Genomic DNA, 17,777 nt, shown 5'->3' with positions numbered 1-17,777 from the left:
TTCCCGTCGACTGCCTCCCCCCATGCTCACCCCACCCCCCGTCCCTGACCAGACCCCTTCACCTCCGTGATCGCCCGTCACCCCCCGGCCGCCCGCACCCCCATCCCGGCCAGCTCGTCCCCCCGCACCCCCGGCCACCCATGCACGGCCTCCCGCCACTCCCGGGGCACGTCCCCCGCGCCCCAGTACGCCCCCGCCAGGGCCCCGGCGATCGCCGCCACCGTGTCCGTGTCGTGGCCCGCCCGCACCGCGTCCTCCACCGCCGCCCGCAAGCCCCTCGCGCCCGCCGTACGGCCCGTGGCGGCCCGGCTGACCGCGGACCACGCGGCCTGGAGCGCCGGCACGACGAACCCGTTAGGGGAGAAGTGCCACGGCGGGTTCTCTTCCGCCGCGTCCAGCCACCCCGCCCACCGCCCCCGCCGCTCCGCGGGAACCAGTTCCAGGCCCCCGCGGACGCCCGAGAGAGTCCCCTCCGTCACGGCCCGCCGTATCCCCTCGCACCAGATCACGCAGGCGTCCCCGGCCAGGTCGTCGAAGTGCGTCAGCGAGCTCACCGCACGCGCCACCCGTGCCGTCTTCACCGGGTCGCCGAGGGCGGCCAGGCCCACCGGCCCGGTCCGCATCAGCGAGCCGTTCCCCGCGCTGAGGCCCGTCACCCGGTGCAGTCCGGCCGCCGCCTCCCGCAGCCGGCGCGCGGGCGGGCCGTCCGCGGCCATGGCCGCGTTGAGGACCCGGCCGGTCTGCACGCCGATGTCGCCGGCGCCCTCCCGGCACCAGCGCAGGAAGTTGAGCGCGACCGCGTCCAGCGCCTCCTCGGCGTCCAGGTCGCCGCCGGAGGCCATGACCTCCGCGACGCACACGGCCATCTGGGTGTCGTCGCTGTACTCGCCGGGGGCGTACGGGCCCAGGCCGCCGCCAATCATTTCGGGGGTCTCGTCCGCCGAGAGCCTCGCGCCGAACTCGTACGGCACGCCGAGGGCGTCTCCGCAGGCCGCTCCCAGCAGGACCCCGCCGGCCCGATCCTCGTCCACGTCACCCTCCAGCGCTCCGCGCCGGCCGGACCGGCCGGCGGCTCTGTGGTTGCGAACGCGGGCGCGGGGGGCGGGGTTCCGGTCAGGAGGTGGAGAGGTGCCGTTCGACGCTCTCCACCTTGGCGGTGAGGGCGTCGGTCACGCCGGGGCGGACGTCGGCCTTGAGGACGAGGCTCACGCGGGGGGCGACCTCGGCCACCGCGTCCACGGCGGCCCTGATCACGGGCATGACCTCGTCCCATTCGCCCTCGACCGAGGTGAACATGGCGTCGGTGCGGTTGGGCAGGCCGCTGTCGCGCACCACCTTGACGGCCCGGGCGACGTACTCGCCGACGTCCTCCCCGACCCCGAGCGGGGTCACCGAAAACGCCACGATCACGACGACCACTCCTTCCCGTCGGAACCAGGGCTTCAGCCTAGGCGGGCGGGCGGCGGCGCGTGCGCGGCGGGTCCGGCCCGGCCCCCCGGCCGTACGGCGGGGCGTCGTGGGAGGGTGCCCGGCCGTACGGCGCGGGCGTCGTTGACGGGGTCCGGCCGTACGTCCGGGGCGTCGTTGACGGGGCCCGGAATCTGCTCTGACAGCGAGAGGAAAGGGATGTTATCGCTTCCGCCCCGCCGATTGGCAGGCTTTCGAAACATGCGTAAAACCCCTTGTGGGAAGGGGTTTTTAGGTTGATTGACAGGGATGTCACCGGATGCTCAGAATGATCCGCGCTTGGGACCCCGGGCGCTGGAAGACCAACTGTTGATGACCTCAGCCGTTGCGCGAGGAGCCTCCCGTTCTCACCGACACCCCTCCCTCCGCGCGCGGCGGGCCCACCCTTGTCGTCATCGGCACGGGGGGCCTCGCCCGCGGACTGTGCTACGCGCTGGCCGTCACGGCCGGCGCCCCCCTCGACGTCGTGGTCGTGGGCCGCTCTCCTGAGCGGGCGGCCGAAGTGTGCTATGTCGCCTCGGCGCGCGCCGCGCTGGCCGGCGCCCCGGTGACCTTCCGTCCCCGGGCGACCGACCTGTCCGGCGGCGACGCCCTGGCCGAGCTGCTGTCGGCGCTGGCCCCGGCGGGCCTGGTCCTGGCCGCCTCCAGCCAGTCCCCCTGGGAGCGCGCGACGGCCCCCTCGGCCTGGACCGCGCTGGTCCAGCGCGCCGGCTTCGGGCTGACCCTGCCCTTCCAGGCCGAGTCGGCGCTGCGCGCGGGCCGGGCGCTCGCCGCCGCGCGCCCCGGCGCCTGGTTCCTCAACGGCTGCTTCCCCGACGCGGTCAACCCGATCCTCGCCGCCGCGGGCGTGCCCGTGCTGTCCGGCATCGGCAACGCCGGCCTGATGGCCGCCGGGATCCAGGCCGCGCTGGGCCTGCCGGACCAGCGCGACCTGCGCGTCCTGGCCCACCACGTCCACCTGCACGCCCCGCACGGCGACTGCGAGGAGGCCCGGGCCTGGGTGGGCGGCGAGCCCGTCCCCGGGGTCGGGTCCCTGCTGGCCGCCCAGCGCGCCGCCGACCGGGCCGAGCTGAACCACGTCACCGGCCTGGCCGCCGCCGTGGTCGTGCGCGGCCTGCTGACCGGCGAGGAGACGCACACCAGCCTGCCCGGCCCGCTCGGCCTGCCCGGGGGCTACCCCGTGCTCCTGCGCGGCGGCCGGCTGGAACTGCGCCTGCCCGCCGGGCTGGACCTGGCCGGCGCCGTCGCCTTCAACCAGCGGGCGGCGGCGTACGACGGGGTCGTGGTGGACGGCGACCGGGTCAGGTTCACCGAACCGGCGGCGCCCGAGCTGCCCCGGGAATTCACCGTCGCCGAGATCGAACCGGTAACCGGCCTGTTCCACGAGTTCAGGGCCCGGCTGCGCGAACGCTCCCCGCATCTTTAGAAGCAGAACGAGGTCCGTCAACGATGCCGAACTCCTTTGTGCCCGCCGCGTCCGGGTCCGCCCGCACCGCCAACCTGCTGGCCGACTTCTACGACCGGCTGCCCCGCGCTATCGCCGCCTGCGTGGACGACCCCGCCCCCGTCAAGGACGGCAGCGCGTTCTCCCCGGGCTTCCTGCTGCCCGAGCTGGACGACCGGATGCGGGAGTACCTGTCCGTCGCCACCGCCTCCTGGCAGGGCCTCGGGACGTACGGCGGGCACCGGCTGTCCCTGCTCGACCTGACGGGCAACCCGGGCACGGGCACCACCAAGACCTTCGCGTCGCTGCTCATCGTGGCCCGCGCGGTGGAGTACATCCGCAGGCACGGCGAGCGCGTCACGATCTTCTCGCCCACGTCGGCCAACAAGGGCACGGCCCTGCGCGACGCCGTGCTCCGCGCGATCGAGGCCGGCCTCGTCGAGCCCGGGCAGCTCCGCGTGGTCGTGCTGGCCCCCGAGTCGTGCCTGGCCAAGCTGCGTTCCAGCAGGCTCTCGACGGACCCGGCCCTGCGCGAGCTGAACCCCCTCCTGGTCTACACCGGGGAGCACGCCGAGGACGTCAAGGCCATCGGCCGCAGGTTCGCGGACAAGCACATCGGCGACTTCGCGGCCATGGGCGACAACCTCTGGTACTCCCTGGAACTGGCGAACTACCTGGTCGCCGACACCGCCCGCGCCTTCTTCGAGCACGCCGCGGACCCCGCGGGGGAGCGGCCGCGCCTGCACGCGCACGCCGTCTCCAGCGCCTTCGGCCTGCTCGGCTACCACCGCGGCCGGGCCGTGCTGGAGGAGGAGGGCGCCGCCGACCCCGCGACCCGCCCCGCCAGCCTCCTCGTCCAGCACCTGGGCACCCCCGACATGGTGCTCAACCTGCGCCACGGCGACTTCGACCGGGCCGCCATCCCCGCGTACGCCCTGGGCGAGGACGGCCTGTACGCCCAGTCGGCGGACCCGCGCTTCCCGCAGGTCACCTACGACCCGGACGAGGTGCTGGACCCGACCTTCTACACGCACAGGCCCGCCACGTCGCCCGCGATGAACGACCTGATCGCCCGCTTCGGCGGCGACGGGATCGTGGTGTCCCTGGCCGAGTGCGTGGCCCGCTACCCGCGCCTTCGCGCGATGCTCGCCGGGACGGGCTGCGAGCTGCCCGCCGACCCGCGCACGCTCCGCGAGTGGTCGCTGGTGATGGCCATGACCGGCGTGCTCAACGCCGTGGACCGGGGCCTGGTGGACGAGGGCCGCGACATCGTGGTCCACGGCTCGGGCTGCTACACGGCGGCCGGCTACCGGCCGGTCGAGGACGCCGCGATCACCCGCGTGGGCACGGTCGAGGACGTCGCAGAGGCGGTCATCGGCTGATGGGCGGGGACGCGATCGCCGTCGTCGGGATGGCCGGGCGGTTCCCCGGCGCGCCCGACGTGGCGGCCCTGTGGCGGAACCTGCTCGGCGGCGTGGACGCGGTCCACGACCACACCCCCGCCGAGCTGCGGGAGCTGGGCGTCGGCGAGCGGCTCATCGCCGACCCCGCCCACGTGCCCGCGCACGGGCGGCTGGAGGGCGTGGCCGACTTCGACGCCGAGTTCTTCGGCGTGCCCGACGCCGAGGCCGTACGGATGGATCCGCAGCAGCGGCTCTTCCTGGAGCAGGCGTGGGCGGCGCTGGAGGACGCCGGGCACGACCCGGCCGCCCGCGACGGCATCGTCGGGGTGTTCGCGGGCTCCTCGCTCAACCGGTACTTCCTGTTCCGCCAGTTCGGGAACCCGTCGGCCACGGACGACTGGGAGTCGCTGCTGCTGCCCGGGTCGGCGGCCGACTACCTGCCCGCCCAGGTGGCGTACCGGCTGGGCCTGACCGGGCCGGCGATCGCGACCCAGACGGCCTGCTCCAGCTCCCTGGTCGCGGTGTGCACGGCCGCGCAGAGCCTGCTCGACTACCGGTGCGACCTGGCGCTGGCAGGCGGGGTGAGCGTCACCGAGCCGCGCTTCCGCCACACCCCGGGCGGGCTGGTCTCGCCTGACGGGCGGTGCCGCGCGTTCGACGCCGCCGGGCAGGGCGCCGCGTACGGCAGCGGCGTCGCCGTGCTGGCGCTGAAGCGGCTGGAGGACGCCCAGGAGGACGGCGACCAGGTGCTCGCGGTCCTGCGCGGCTGGGCGGTCGGCAACGACGGCGCGGCCCGGGCCGGGTTCGCCGCCCCGGGGCTCGACGGGCAGGCCGCGGTCGTGGCCGAGGCGCTGGCGAGCGCCGAGGCGAGCCCCGCGGACATCGGCTACGTCGAGGCGCACGGCAGCGGCACCCTCGCCGGCGACGCGATCGAGGTGGCGGCGCTGGCCAGGGCGTTCGGCGACGGCCTCGCGCCCGGCTCGTGCGCGCTCGGCTCGCTCAAGACCAACCTGGGCAACCTGGACGCGGCGGCGGGCGCGGCGAGCCTCATCAAGGCCGTGCTCGCCGTACGCCACGGGATCGTCCCCGCGAACCTGCACTTCCGGACGCCCAACCCGGAGATCGACTTCGCCTCCTCGCCGTTCTTCGTCCCGGTGGAGAACCACCCGTTCCCGGCGGGGCCGCGGCTGGCCGGGGTCAGCTCCTTCGGGCTGGGCGGCACCAACGCGCACGTGATCGTGGAGAACGCGCCCGAGGAGGCCCCGCGCGCCGGCGCGGACGGCGGATGGCACGCGCTGCCGGTGTCGGCGCGCACGCCGGAGGCGCTGCGCGAGGCGCTGACGCGGCTGGCCGATCACCTCGCCGCCCAGGTGGCGGCCGGCGCGCCGCCGCGGCCGGACGACGTGGCCCGCACGCTCGCGGGGCGGCGGGCGTTCGCGCGCCGGGCGGCGGTGCTCTGCCGGGACGTCGCCGAGGCCGTGCCGCTGCTGCGCGCCGCCGCCGGCGCGGCCCCGCCGGACCACCCGGCCGGCGCGCCCGCCGAGCTGGTGGCGCGGGCGTCCGCGTGGGTCTCCGGGGCCGACGTGGAGTGGCCCGGCACACCCGGGGCGCGGCGCGTCTCCCTGCCCGCGTACCCCTTCCAACGGCGGCGTCACTGGATCGAGGCACGGCCATGAGCGACTGGTTCAGCACGCCCCACCACCGCCCCGGAGCCCGGGCGCGGTTGTTCTGCCTGCCGTACGCCGGCGCGGGGGCCGCCGCCTTCCGGGGCTGGTCGGCCGCCGCGGGACCGGACGTGGAGGTCCTGGCGGCGGTGCTGCCGGGCCGGGAGAGCCGGATCCGCGACAACGCCCCCTTCGACCTGGCCGAGCTGGCCACCGAGGTCGCCGCGCTCGCCGACCGGCCGTACGCGATCTACGGCCACTCCATGGGCGGCCGGATCGGCTTCGAGCTCGTCCGCGAGCTGCGTCGGCGCGGCGTGCGCCCGCCCGTCCGGCTCTACCTCGGCGGCTGCCGCCCGCCGGGCCTGGCCGACCCGCTCGCGGGCCTGTCCGCCGTGGACGACGAGACGCTGCTCGCCCGGCTGTCGGCGCTCGGCGGCATGCCCGCCGAGCTGCTGTCCGAACCCGAGCTGCTCGACCTGGTGCTGCCCGCGCTCCGGGCCGACTTCGGCTGGCTGGACGCCTACCGCCACCGGGAGGAGGACCCCCTCCCCGTGCCGATCACGGCGTTCGCCGGGAGCGAGGACCCCGCCGTGCCCGCCGAGGCCATGCGGCACTGGGCCGCGCACACGGCGGCCGGGTTCGGCCTGCGCGTCGAGCCGGGCGGCCACTTCTTCCTGCACGAGGCCCGCGACCGCATCCTCGGCGAGATCCGCGCCGACCTCGCCGCGGCCACGCGCGGCCACCTCATCCCGCTCGGGGACACGGGCTGGTCGGTGTGGCGCGACGCCATCCTGCGCAGCACCGGCTTCCCCGCCGACGGGCTGGACCTGTTCGCCGCGCCCGGATGCGCCGAGGCCGCCGACGACCTGCTCGCCGGGCGGACCGACGCCGCCCTGTTCGACAAGGCGTTCGCCGAGGCGCTGGCCGAGGGCGCGGCGCGGGCGAGCGAACTGGCCGCGGACCCGCTGTTCCGCGAGGCCGTGACCTGGCAGAACCGCAACGCGCTGACGGCGCTCGACGGGCTCGTGCGGGGCGGCCCGGAGGAGCGGCGCAACCACGAACGGCGGGCCCGCGAACTGCTGGTGGCCAAGTACTGGCAGCGCTACTGCGCCAAGAACGAGACGATCGGCTTCTTCGGCCCCGTCACCTGGACCGAGATCGACCCGGCCGCCCCGGCCGCCACCGTCGCGCCGGGCCCGCGCCCGCTCCGGCGGCGGCGGGTCTCCTTCGAGGACTGGGCCGTCCGCGCCTACGCCGGGACGCTGGCCGCCGACCCGGGGTTCCGGCGGCTGATGCCCGTCGGGCTCCGCCCGCACCTGACCCTGCGCGGCCGTGAGCTGCTCCGGCCCGCGCAGCCGCCGCTGGCGCTGTCGGCCGCCGAGGCCGCCGTGCTGGCCCACTGCGACGGCCGCCGCTCCGCCGCCGACGTCGCCGCTCTCGCCGCGGGCGCCGCCGGCATCCGCACCGAGGCCGACGCCCTCCTGCTGCTGGACCGGCTGGACGAGCGCGAGCTGCTGTCCTTCGGCCACGACCTGGCCCAGGACCCCGACGCCGAGGTACGGCTGCGCGACCTGCTCGGCCGGGTCGCCGCCGCCGATCCGGCGTACGACGTGAGCGGGGCCCTCGCCGGGCTCGACCGGCTGTGCGCCGCCCGCGACCGGGTGGCCGACGCGGCGGGCGACCCCGGCGCGCTGAAGGCCGCCCTCGACGCGCTCGACGAGGAGTTCACCGCCGTCACCGGCCTGCCCGCCGCGCGCCGGGCGGGGCAGACCTACGCCGGGCGCGGCCTGGTCTACGAGGACACCGTCCGCGACGTGGACGTCCGCTTCGGCGGGCCGCTGCTCACGGAGCTCGCCGAACCGCTCGCCCTGCTGCTGCGCGCGGCCCGCTGGCTCACGGCGGCGCTGGCCGACGCCTACGGCGCGGCGCTGCGCGAGCTGTACGAGGAACTGCGCGCCGAGGGCGGCGAGGTGCGCCTGTCCGACGTGTGGTTCCTGGCCCAGGGCCTGCTGTTCGGCTCGGGCCCGCGCCCGGTGGACGAGGTGGCCCGCGAGTTCGCCCGCCGCTGGGCGGCCCTGTTCGGGCTGGACCGGCCCGCGGACGGCGAGCTGCGGTTCACCGCCGCGGAACTGGCCGAGGCGGTCGCCGCGACCTTCCCCGCCGACCGTCCCGGCTGGTCCTCCGCCCGGCTGCACAGCCCGGACCTGCAGATCTGCGCCGACAGCGCGGAGGCGATCGAGCGGGGCGACTACCTGGTCGTGCTGGGCGAGATGCACGCGGCCTGGCCCACGTTCGACTGCGCGGTGTTCACGCGCGCCCACCCCGACCCCGGTTCGCTGCGGGACGCCCTGGCCGCCGACCTCGGCCCGCACCGGGTCCGGCCGCTCTACCCGGCCGACTGGCCGCGCTACACCGGCCGCGTGTCGCACAGCCTGGACGGGCCTGCCGACCGGCAGCTCGGGTGGACCTCCGCGCCGGGGGCCGACCCCGACCGGCTGCTGCCCGCGACCTCGGTGCTCGTGACCGAGGAGGAGGGCGAGCTGATCGCGCGCGCCCCCGACGGGCGGCGGTGGCCGCTGCTGGAGATGTTCGCCTCGCTGGTGTCCATGCACGCGGTGGACGGCTTCAAGCTGACCGGCGCGGCCACGCACGAGCACACGCCGCGCATCTCCATCGACCGCCTGGTGGTCGCCCGGGAGACCTGGCGGACGACCGTGGGCGCGACGGGCCTGACCTCGGCGCGCGGCGAGCGGGACTGCTACCTGGCGGTGCGCGCCTGGCGGCGGGCCCTCGGGCTGCCCGAGCGGGTGTTCGTGAAGCTGAGCACCGAGATCAAGCCGACGTACGTCGATCTGGGCAGCCCGCTCTACGCCTCGCTCCTGTGCGCGATGCTGCGCCGCGCCGGCGACGAGTCCGCCCGGCTCGTGATCACCGAGCTGCTGCCGGGGCCCGGCCAGGCGTGGCTCGCCGACGCCGAGGGCCGCCGCTACTTCACCGAGCTGCGCCTGCACGCCACCGACCCGGTACCGGCCTGGGGGACGACATGAACACCACCGCCCTCGCGGGCGCGACCCTGCCCGGCCTGATCCTGGACCGCGCCGGCCTGCGGCCGGACGCGACGGCCGTACGCCAGTGGGACCGGGCCCTGACCTACGCGGACCTGGCCGGCGCGGCCCGGGCGCTGGCGGCCGAGCTGCGCGCCCGGGGCGTGCGGCCCGAGCACCGGGTGGGGGTGTGCCTGCGGCGCAGGCCGTCCCTGGTCACGGGCGTGCTCGGCGTGCTGCTGTCCGGCGGCGCCTACGTGCCGCTCGACCCCGACGGGCCGGCGGAACGGCGGGCGGAGATCGTCCGCGACGCCGGGATCGACGTGGTCGTGGCCGACGAGGAGACCGCGGCGCTGTTCGACGGCGCCGTCCTGGTGCCCGCCCCCGGAGGAGGCCGGGGCGCCGGGGACGGCCCGGCCGGCGCGGAGGAGGCGGCGTGCCCGGCCCGCCCGGGGAACGCCGCCTACGTCCTGTACACCTCGGGCTCCACGGGCCGCCCCAAGGGCGTCGTGGTCAGCCACCACAGCCTGCTGTGCTACGCCCTGGCCTTCGGCCGCTTCACCGGCGCGGACGAGGACACCCGCGCGTTCGGGTTCGCCTCCCTCGGCTTCGACGTGTCCGTCCTGGACATCCTGGTGCCGCTGGCGGCGGGCGGCTCGGTGCAGCTCGCGGGCGAGGCCGACCGGGCGGACCCGGCGCGGCTCCAGCGCTTCGCGGCCGAGCACGGCGTCACCTGGGGCTGCGTGCCGGTGGCGCTGCTGCCGCTGCTCGACCCCGCCGGGCTGCCCGCCTGGCGCACGGTGATCACCGGGGCGGAGGCGCCCGGGCCCGAGCAGGTCGAGCGCTGGTCGGCCGGGGGACGCCGGTTCCTCAACTGCTACGGGCCGACCGAGGCGACGGTCTGCGTGACGGCGTTCGAGGCGTCGGGCCGCTGGGAGCGGCCGCTGCCCATCGGCCGGGCGCTGGAGGGCCACCGGGCGTACGTCGTGGACGAGGACCTGCGGCAGGTCGGGCCGGGGGAGCCGGGCGAACTCCTGATCGGCGGCTTCGGGCTGGCCCGGGGCTACCTGAACGCGCCCGCGCTGACGGCCGAGCGGTTCGTGCCCGACCCCTTCGGGGAGCCGGGCGGCCGGCTCTACCGGACCGGCGACCTGGTGGTCCGGCAGGAGGACGGCGAGCTGCTGTTCCTCGGCCGGACCGACCGCCAGGTCAAGATCAGGGGCCAGCGCGTCGAGATCGGCGAGGTGGAGACGGCCCTGCGGGCGCACCCCCGGGTCGCCCACGCCGTGGTGGAGGCCGTCGAGGGCCCGGACGGCGCCCGCCTGGTGGCCTTCTGCACCCCGGGCGACCTGCCCGGGGACGAGCTGCTGGCCCACTGCGCCCATCGGCTCCCCGCCGCCATGGTGCCCTCCCGCGTGGTCGCGCTCGCGAGCCTGCCGCTGCTCGCCTCGGGCAAGGTGGACGGCGAGGCCCTGCGCGCCCTCCTCGGACGCGCCGCGCCGCGGGCGGGCCGCGCCCCGGAGACCGGGCTCGAACGGCGCGTGGCGGACCTGTGGGCGCGGGTGATCGGCGTCCCCGCCGATCAGGTCGGGATGGACGACGACTTCTTCGCCTCCGGCGGCCACTCCATCAGCGCGATGCGGCTGGTGTCGGCGATCCGCTCGGAGCTGGGCCGGCCCGTGGCGGCCGAGGACGTGTTCGCCGGCCGTACGCTGGCCGGGCTCGTGGCCGCGGTCGAGCGCGCCGAGCCGGGGGACGACCCGCTTCCCCAGGGCAGCCCGCCGACGCTCACGGCCGCGCAGCGCCGCCTGTGGTTCGTGGACCGGCTCGCCCCCGACAGCGCCGCCTACAACATCGCGCTCGCCGAACGGCTGCGCGGCCCCCTCGACGTCGCGGCGCTGCGCCGGGCGCTCGCGGCGGTCGCCGCCCGGCACGAGGTGCTGCGCTGGCGGGTGCCGGACGCGCGCGGCCTGCCGTACGCCGAGGCGGACCCGCCGGGCGAGGTGCCGCTGCCGATCGACGACCTGAGCGGCGACGACGCGCGGGAGACCCGGCTGCGGCGGCTGCTCGACGCGGAGGCGGGCCACCGCTTCGACCTGGCCACGGGACCGCTGTGGCAGGCCCGGCTGGCACGGCTCGCGCCCGAGGAGCACGTCCTCGCGCTGACCTTCCACCACGCGGTGTTCGACGGGTGGTCGCAGCGGCCGTTCCTCGCGGACCTGGCCCGCGCCTACCGGGACCCGGACCTCGGCCCGGCCCCCGCCGGGTTCGCGGACTACGCGGTGTGGCGGGAGGCCCGGGACGCCCGGCGCGGCGCGGGCGACCTGGCCTGGTGGAAGGAGCACCTGGCGGGCGTCCCCGCCACCTTGGAGCTGCCCGCCGACCGGCCGCGCCCCCCGGTCCAGACGTACGGCGGCGCGATGGCGACGGCGGCGCTGCCCGCCGGGGCCTCCGAGGCGGTGCGGGCGCTGGCGGCCCGGCTCGGCACGACCGCGCCGACGGTGCTGCTGGCGGCGTTCGGCGAGGTGCTGCGGCGGGTCACGGGCCGCGACGACCTGGTGGTGGGCACGCCCGCCGCGGACCGGCGGCACGTCGCCTTCCAGGACCTGGTGGGGTTCTTCGTCGAGGTGGTGCCGCTGCGGTTGCGCATGGGCGGCGGCCAGAGCTTCGCCGAGCGGGTGCGCGACTGCGCCGAGGAGTTCCTCGCCGTCCTGGCCAGGCCCGGGGCGACGCTGGAGCGGATGGTGGAGGCGCTGGCCCTGCCGCGCGACCCGGCGCGCGCGCCGCTGGTGCAGGTGCTGTTCAACGTCTACAACTTCCCCGAGCCGCGGCTGGACCTGCCCGGCGTCACCGCCGAGCGGGTCCCGCCGGGGCTGGCGGGCTCGCCGTTCGACCTCACGGTCTACGTGGTCGAGCGCGACGGGTCGTACGCCGTGGACTGCGTCTACAACCCCGACCTGTTCACCGCGGGCCGGATCGGGACCCTGCTCACGGCGTACACGACGCTGCTGGGCGAGGCGGCCGCGGCGCCCGAGCGTCCGGTCGCCGGCCATGACGTGCCCGGCGTCGCCGCCCTGGCGTCCGGCGTGACCGGGGTGACCGGGGTGACCGGGGTGACCGGGACGACGGGCGGGACCGGGGCCGCGGGGGTGACCGGGGCGTCGCCGTCCGCCCCCGTGCCCGTGAGCGCCCCGGCCGCCGGATCGGCCGCGCCCGCCACCGAGACCGAGCGCCGGGTGGCCGGCGTCTGGTGCGAGGTGCTGGAGCGGTCCGCCGTGAGCGCGACCGACAACTTCTTCGACGTGGGCGGCACCTCGCTGACCCTCGTCGTCGTGCAGGACAGGCTCGCCGAGCTGACCGGGCGGCGGCTCCCGCTGGTGGACCTGTTCCAGCACACGACCGTACGGGCCCTGGCCGCCCACCTCGACGGCGGCACCGGCCGGCCGCTCCTCGGCAGGGCCGAGCAGCGGGCCGAGGCCCGCCGTCAGCGAACCGACCTACGCAGGAAGAGAGGGCGACAGTGACAGAGTTCGGCGCGGAGCCCATCGCGATCATCGGCATGAGCGCCCGGGTGCCGGGGGCCGGCGACCTGTCCCAGTTCTGGCGCAACCTGGTGGACGGCGTCGAGTCGGTGACCGTCTTCAGCCGCGAGGAGCAGCTCGCCCGGGGCGTCCCCGAGGCGGAGCTGGACAACCCCTCGTTCGTGTCCGCCCAGCACGTGCTGCCGGGCATGGAGGACTTCGACGCCGCCTTCTTCGGGATGACCGCCCGCGAGGCCGAGCTGGCCGACCCGCAGCAGCGCCTCTTCCTGGAGCAGTCGCACGCCGCCCTCGTGGACGCCGGGTACGACCCCGAGCGCTACGACGGCGAGATCGGCGTGTACGGCGGCGCCGGGCCCAGCCAGTACCAGTGGCTGAACCTGCGCACCAACCCGCGCGTCGCGAACGGCGCGGGCGCGCTGGGCCTGTCGGTCGGCAACAACCCCGACTACATCGCCACCTCCGTCTCCTACCGGCTGAACCTGCGCGGCCCCAGCCTGACGGTCGCCACCGCCTGCTCCACCTCGCTGGTCGCGGTCCACCTGGCCTGCGAGGCGCTGCGCGGCGGCGAGTGCGACATGGCGCTGGCCGGCGGCGTCTGCGTCGAGCTGCCGCACCACCGCGGCTACGTCGCCATGGACGGCTACACCTCGCCGGGCGGCCACGTGCGCCCGTTCGACGCGGGCGCGGACGGCACCATGTGGGGCAGCGGCGTGGGCGTCGTGACGCTCAAGCGGCTGGAGGACGCGATCGCCGACGGCGACCACATCCGCGCCGTCATCCTCGGCAACGCGATCAACAACGACGGCACCAGCAAGATCGGGTTTTCCGCGCCCAGCGTCCAGGGGCAGGCTGAGGTGATCGCCCAGGCGCTCGGCGTGGCGGGCGTGGACCCGCGCACGATCGGCTACGTCGAGGCGCACGGCACCGGGACCGCCCTCGGCGACCCGATCGAGATGTCGGCGCTGACCGCCGTGTACGGCCGCGACACCGACGAGACCGGCTGGTGCGGCATCGGCTCGGTGAAGTCGAACCTCGGCCACCTCAGCCAGGCGTCCGGCGTCGTCGGCCTGATCAAGACCGTGCTGTCGATGGAGCACGGCCTGATCCCGCCCAGCGTCAACTACGAGCGGCCCAACCCCGCCATCGACTTCGACGCGAGCCCCTTCTACGTCGTCTCCAGCCTGACCAAGTGGGAGGGGCCGAAGCGGGCCGCCGTCAGCTCGTTCGGCATCGGCGGCACCAACGCCCACGTCATCCTCCAGGAGGCGCCCCCCGCCGAGCCCTCGCCCCGCGCGCCCCGGCCCGAGCTGCTCCAGCTCTCGGCCCGCACGCCCGAGGCGCTGGAGGCCACCCGCGCCGCCCTGGCCGAACGGCTGGAGCGCGACCCCGGGCTCTCCCTCGCCGACGTGGCGTTCACGCTGCGGCACGGCCGCAAGGCGTACCCCCACCGCCTGGCGGTCCTGGCCGAGGACGCGAGCGCCCTGGGCGACCGCAAGCGGTGCCACACCGGCCAGGCCGCCGACCCCGCGCCGTCCGTGGCGTTCCTCTTCTCCGGGCAGGGCGCGCAGTACGCGGGCATGGGCGCCCGGCTCTACGAGGCCGAGCCGGCGTTCGCCGCCGCCGTGGACCGCTGCGCCGAACTGCTCCTGCCCGAGCTGGGCGAGGACATCAGGCCGCTGATGTTCGGCGCGGACGACGAGCCGCTGCGGCGGACCCGGCTGGCCCAGCCCGCGCTGTTCACGATCGAGTACGCGCTCGCCGCCCTCTGGCAGGAGTGGGGCGTACGGCCCGCCGCCATGATCGGCCACTCCATCGGCGAGTACGTCGCCGCGACCCTCGCGGGCGTGTTCTCGCTGCCCGACGCGCTGCGGCTGGTCGCGGCGCGGGGCAGGCTGATGCAGTCGATGCCCCCGGGCGCGATGCTGGCCGTGCAGCGCGACGTGGAGCAGGTCTCCGCCACGCTGCCGGACGACCTGTCGATCGCCACCGTGAACGGCCCCGGCACCTGCGTGGTGGCCGGGCCGGTCGAGGCCGTCGAGGCGTACACCGAGCGGCTGCGCGCCGACGGAGTCCGCTGCACGCCGCTGCGGACCTCGCACGCCTTCCACTCGGCGATGATGGACCCGATCCTGGCCGAGTTCACCGGCGTCGTCGCGGCGGTGCCGAGGACCGCGCCCGCCCTGCCGTTCCTGTCGAACGTCACCGGCCGCTGGATCACCCCCGAGCAGGCCGTGGACCCCGCCTACTGGGCCCGGCACCTGCGCGAGACGGTGCTCTTCGGCGACTGCGTGGCCACCCTGCTCGCCGAGGGCTCGTGGGCGCTGCTGGAGTGCGGCCCCGGCAAGCAGCTCGCGAGCCTGGCGCGGATGCAGCTCCGCGAGGCGATCGCGGCCGGAGCGACGGCCCCGCTGGCGAGCCTGCCCGGCCCCGCCGAGAAGACCGGGGACCTGGAGACGCTGTACGGCTCGGCGGCCCGGCTCTGGGTCGCGGGCGTCCCGGTGGAACCGGCCGGGACGGGGCGGCGCGTGTCGCTGCCCGGGTACCCGTACGAGCGCAGGAGGCACTTCGTCGAGCCGGGAGAGGGCGCGCTCGCCGCCGCGGTCCCGGCGCCCGCGCGAAGGACGATCGACGACTGGTTCGAGGTGCCGGTCTGGCACCAGGTGACCGGCGGGCCCCTGGGCGAGGTCCCGGCGCGCTGCGTCGCCTTCGTGGACGGCGACCGGGCCGCGCGGCTGTGCGCGGCGCTGCGCGCGGCGGGGACCGAGGTGGTCGAGGTGCGGCCCGGCGCGGCCTTCGGGCCCGCCGAGGGCGGGTACACGCTGCGGCCGGGGGAGCGGGACGACTACGACGCCCTGGTCGCGGCCCTGTCCGCGAGCCCGCTCACCCGGATCCTGCACGCCTGGGCGCTGGCCGGCGAGCCCGCGGGCGACGACCCGGCCGCCGCCGAGCGCGCCCAGGAGCGCGGCCTGTTCAGCCTCCTGCTGCTCGTCCAGGCACTGGCGGCGGCGCAGGCCGCCGAGGGCGTGCGGATCGACGTGCTGACCGAGGGCACCGAGGACGTCCTCGGCGGCGACCTGACCCGGCCCGAGCACGCCACCGTCGCGGGCATCACCCGCGTGACGCCGCTGGAGATCGCCGGGCTGACCGTCGGCCACCTCGACCTGGACGCCGCCACGGCCGACGCCGACGTGCTCGCCGAGCTGCGCCGCCCCGCCCGGGAAGAGGTCGTCGCGCTGCGCGCCGGCCGCCGCTGGCAGCGCCGCGCCGAGCCCGTCGCCCTGCCCGCCGGGCCGGTCGCCGGGCTCCGCGAGGGCGGCCGCTACCTGATCACCGGCGGTCTCGGCGGCATCGGCGTCACGCTCGCCGAGGAGTTCGGCACCCGCTTCCGGGCCCGCCTGGTGCTGGTCGGCCGCACCGGCCTGCCGCCGCGCGAGGAGTGGGACCGCCCCGGCGACGCCCGCACGGCCCGCGCGATCGCCGCCATCAGGCGCGTCGAGGCCGCGGGCGGGCGGGTCATGGTCGTGGCCGCCGACGTCGCCGACCCCGAGCGGATGCGCGCCGTCATGGCCGAGGTGACCGCGGAGTACGGCGGGCTGGACGGCGTCGTGCACGCGGCCGGGCTGCCCGGCGGCGGGATGGCCGAGGTCAAGGAGCTGGACCGGGCCCGCGCCGTGCTCGCGCCCAAGCTCGCGGGCACGCTCGCGCTGTGGCGGGCGATCGCCGGGCAGGACCTCGACTTCGTCGCCCTGTGCTCCTCGGTCACCGCGCTGACCGGCGGGTTCGGCCAGGTGGACTACACGGCCGCCAACGCCTTCCTCGACGCGTACGCCAGGGCCGCGCGCGGCCCCCGGGTGATCTCGATCAACTGGGGCGCGTGGCGCGAGGTCGGCATGGCCGCGGAGGCGCGCGGCGAGGCGCCGCCGGAGCCGCTGGAGCACCCGCTGCTGCGCACCCGCAGCGGCCTGATCGCCAAGGGCCTGATCTCGGCCGGCACCCACTGGGTGCTGGACGAGCACCGGATCGGGGACACGCCCGTCCTGCCCGCCACCGCCCAGCTCGAATGCGCCCGCGCGGCCTTCGCCGCCTGCGTCCCCGCCCCCGGCGAGGGATACGTCGTCGAGCTGACCGACGTGGTCTTCACCGAGCCGCTGGCGGTGCCCGAGGGCGCCCGCGCCGAGGTGGTCGTCTCGATCGCGGCCGACGGCCGCTTCGAGGTGGCCGCCGACGGCCGTACGCGCACCTCGGGCACGGCGGCCTGGGCGCGCCCGGCGGCGGGCGCGGCCGACCCGGAGGAACTGCTCGCGCGCATGCGGCCCGCCGCGCCGGCGGCGGAGGGGCGCGTGAGCGCGCTGACCTTCGGCCCGCACTGGCGCGAGCCGGAGCGGACGTGGACCGGCGACGGCGAGGAGCTGGCGCTCGTCACGGCTCCGCACCCCGCCGAGGTCGCCGACTGGGTCCTGCACCCGGCGCTGCTCGACGTGGCCACCTCCTTCAGCGGCGCCCGGGGCGGCGGCTCCTACCTGCCGCTGAGCTACGGGCGGCTCACCGTCCACGCGCCGCTGCCCGAGCGGTTCCTCAGCCACCTGCGGCACCGCGGCTCCGGCGAGGAGATCGTGGCGGTGGACCTGACCCTGCTCGACGAGTCGGGGACGGTGCTGGCCGAGATCGAGGAGTTCACGCTGCGCCGCGTGGACCCCGGAGCGCTGTCCCTGGCCGCCCCGGCCGCCCCGGCGGCGGACCCGGGCTCGGGCATCGGCCCGGCCGAGGGCGTGGAGGCGTTCTGCCGGGCGCTCACCGCCGGGCTCGGCCCGCAGGTGGTCATCAGCGCCACGCCGCTGGCCGAGGTGGCCGAGCGGGAACGGCGGCCCGCCGAGGTCGTCGCCCCCGCCGGGCCCGCCGCCGAACGCGAGACGCCGTACAACGCGCCGCGGGGAGAGCTGGCGGTCACCCTCGCCCGGATCTGGGGCGAGGTGCTGGGCGTGGCCGAGGTCGGGGCCGACGACGACTTCTTCGACCTGGGCGGCAACTCGCTGGTGGCCGTCCAGCTCATCGCCCAGGTGCGCGCCGCGATCGGCGTGAAGCTGCCGATGCGCACCCTGTTCGAGGCCCCGACGGTCGAGCAGATGGCCGCCCGGGTCGAACAGCTCTCCGCGGCCCCCGGCCCGGACCCCGCGCCGGCCCCGGCCGCCATTCCGCGACTGTCCAGGAGGTAG

The 17,777-nt window shown here is 76.8% G+C and carries 8 protein-coding genes; 6 read left to right on the top strand and 2 right to left on the bottom strand.

Features of this window, described 5'->3' with window-relative positions; genetic code table 11:
* Positions 1-77: 77 nt before the first annotated feature.
* On the bottom strand, positions 78-1,031 hold the full coding sequence (locus D5H75_RS37395; RefSeq protein ID WP_242454746.1) for an ADP-ribosylglycohydrolase family protein: 954 nt from the start codon (positions 1,029-1,031) through the stop codon (positions 78-80).
* An 82-nt stretch (positions 1,032-1,113) separates the two neighbouring features.
* Positions 1,114-1,410 carry an MTH1187 family thiamine-binding protein gene (locus D5H75_RS37390; protein ID WP_119931400.1) on the bottom strand — a complete coding sequence of 99 codons (297 nt, stop codon included), beginning with the start codon at positions 1,408-1,410 and terminating at the stop codon, positions 1,114-1,116.
* Positions 1,411-1,792: 382 nt separating this feature from the next.
* Here D5H75_RS37390 and D5H75_RS37385 point away from each other — a divergent pair, with 382 nt between their 5' ends.
* From D5H75_RS37385 to D5H75_RS37360, 6 genes are read left to right on the top strand one after another with little or no spacing between them, the layout of a single operon-like run.
* A complete protein-coding gene (locus D5H75_RS37385) occupies positions 1,793-2,893 on the top strand; it encodes a Rossmann-fold NAD(P)-binding domain-containing protein (RefSeq protein ID WP_119931349.1) in 1,101 nt (366 codons plus the stop codon).
* A gap of 23 nt (positions 2,894-2,916) precedes the next feature.
* Positions 2,917-4,293 carry a DUF6002 family protein gene (locus D5H75_RS37380; protein WP_119931348.1) on the top strand — a complete coding sequence of 459 codons (1,377 nt, stop codon included), beginning with the start codon at positions 2,917-2,919 and terminating at the stop codon, positions 4,291-4,293.
* A complete protein-coding gene (locus tag D5H75_RS37375; RefSeq protein WP_119931347.1) occupies positions 4,293-5,990 on the top strand; it encodes a beta-ketoacyl synthase N-terminal-like domain-containing protein in 1,698 nt (565 codons plus the stop codon). The genes D5H75_RS37380 and D5H75_RS37375 overlap by 1 nt, the downstream gene beginning before the upstream one ends.
* Positions 5,987-9,025 carry a thioesterase domain-containing protein gene (locus tag D5H75_RS37370; protein ID WP_119931346.1) on the top strand — a complete coding sequence of 1,013 codons (3,039 nt, stop codon included), beginning with the start codon at positions 5,987-5,989 and terminating at the stop codon, positions 9,023-9,025. Before D5H75_RS37375 ends, D5H75_RS37370 begins: the two co-directional genes overlap by 4 nt.
* Positions 9,022-12,546 (top strand): non-ribosomal peptide synthetase, encoded by a 3,525-nt coding sequence (locus D5H75_RS37365; RefSeq protein ID WP_119931345.1) that lies wholly within the window; start codon positions 9,022-9,024, stop codon positions 12,544-12,546. The genes D5H75_RS37370 and D5H75_RS37365 overlap by 4 nt, the downstream gene beginning before the upstream one ends.
* A complete protein-coding gene (locus D5H75_RS37360; RefSeq protein WP_242454745.1) occupies positions 12,543-17,777 on the top strand; it encodes a type I polyketide synthase in 5,235 nt (1,744 codons plus the stop codon). Before D5H75_RS37365 ends, D5H75_RS37360 begins: the two co-directional genes overlap by 4 nt.

It is taken from the genome of Bailinhaonella thermotolerans, assembly GCF_003594875.1.
In the GTDB taxonomy this organism is placed as follows: Bacteria; Actinomycetota; Actinomycetes; order Streptosporangiales; family Streptosporangiaceae; genus Bailinhaonella; species Bailinhaonella thermotolerans.
Note: the sequence above shows the minus strand (reverse complement) of the source record. Positions and strands in the feature narration are given on the sequence as shown.

Excerpts from the sequence above, each read along its gene's own strand:
- D5H75_RS37365 (WP_119931345.1), top strand. The coding sequence starts at position 9,022 with ATGAACACCACCGCCCTCGCGGGCGCGACCCTGCCCGGCCTGATCCTG.
- D5H75_RS37375 (WP_119931347.1), top strand. The coding sequence starts at position 4,293 with ATGGGCGGGGACGCGATCGCCGTCGTCGGGATGGCCGGGCGGTTCCCC.
- D5H75_RS37380 (WP_119931348.1), top strand. The coding sequence starts at position 2,917 with ATGCCGAACTCCTTTGTGCCCGCCGCGTCCGGGTCCGCCCGCACCGCC.
- D5H75_RS37370 (WP_119931346.1), top strand. The coding sequence starts at position 5,987 with ATGAGCGACTGGTTCAGCACGCCCCACCACCGCCCCGGAGCCCGGGCG.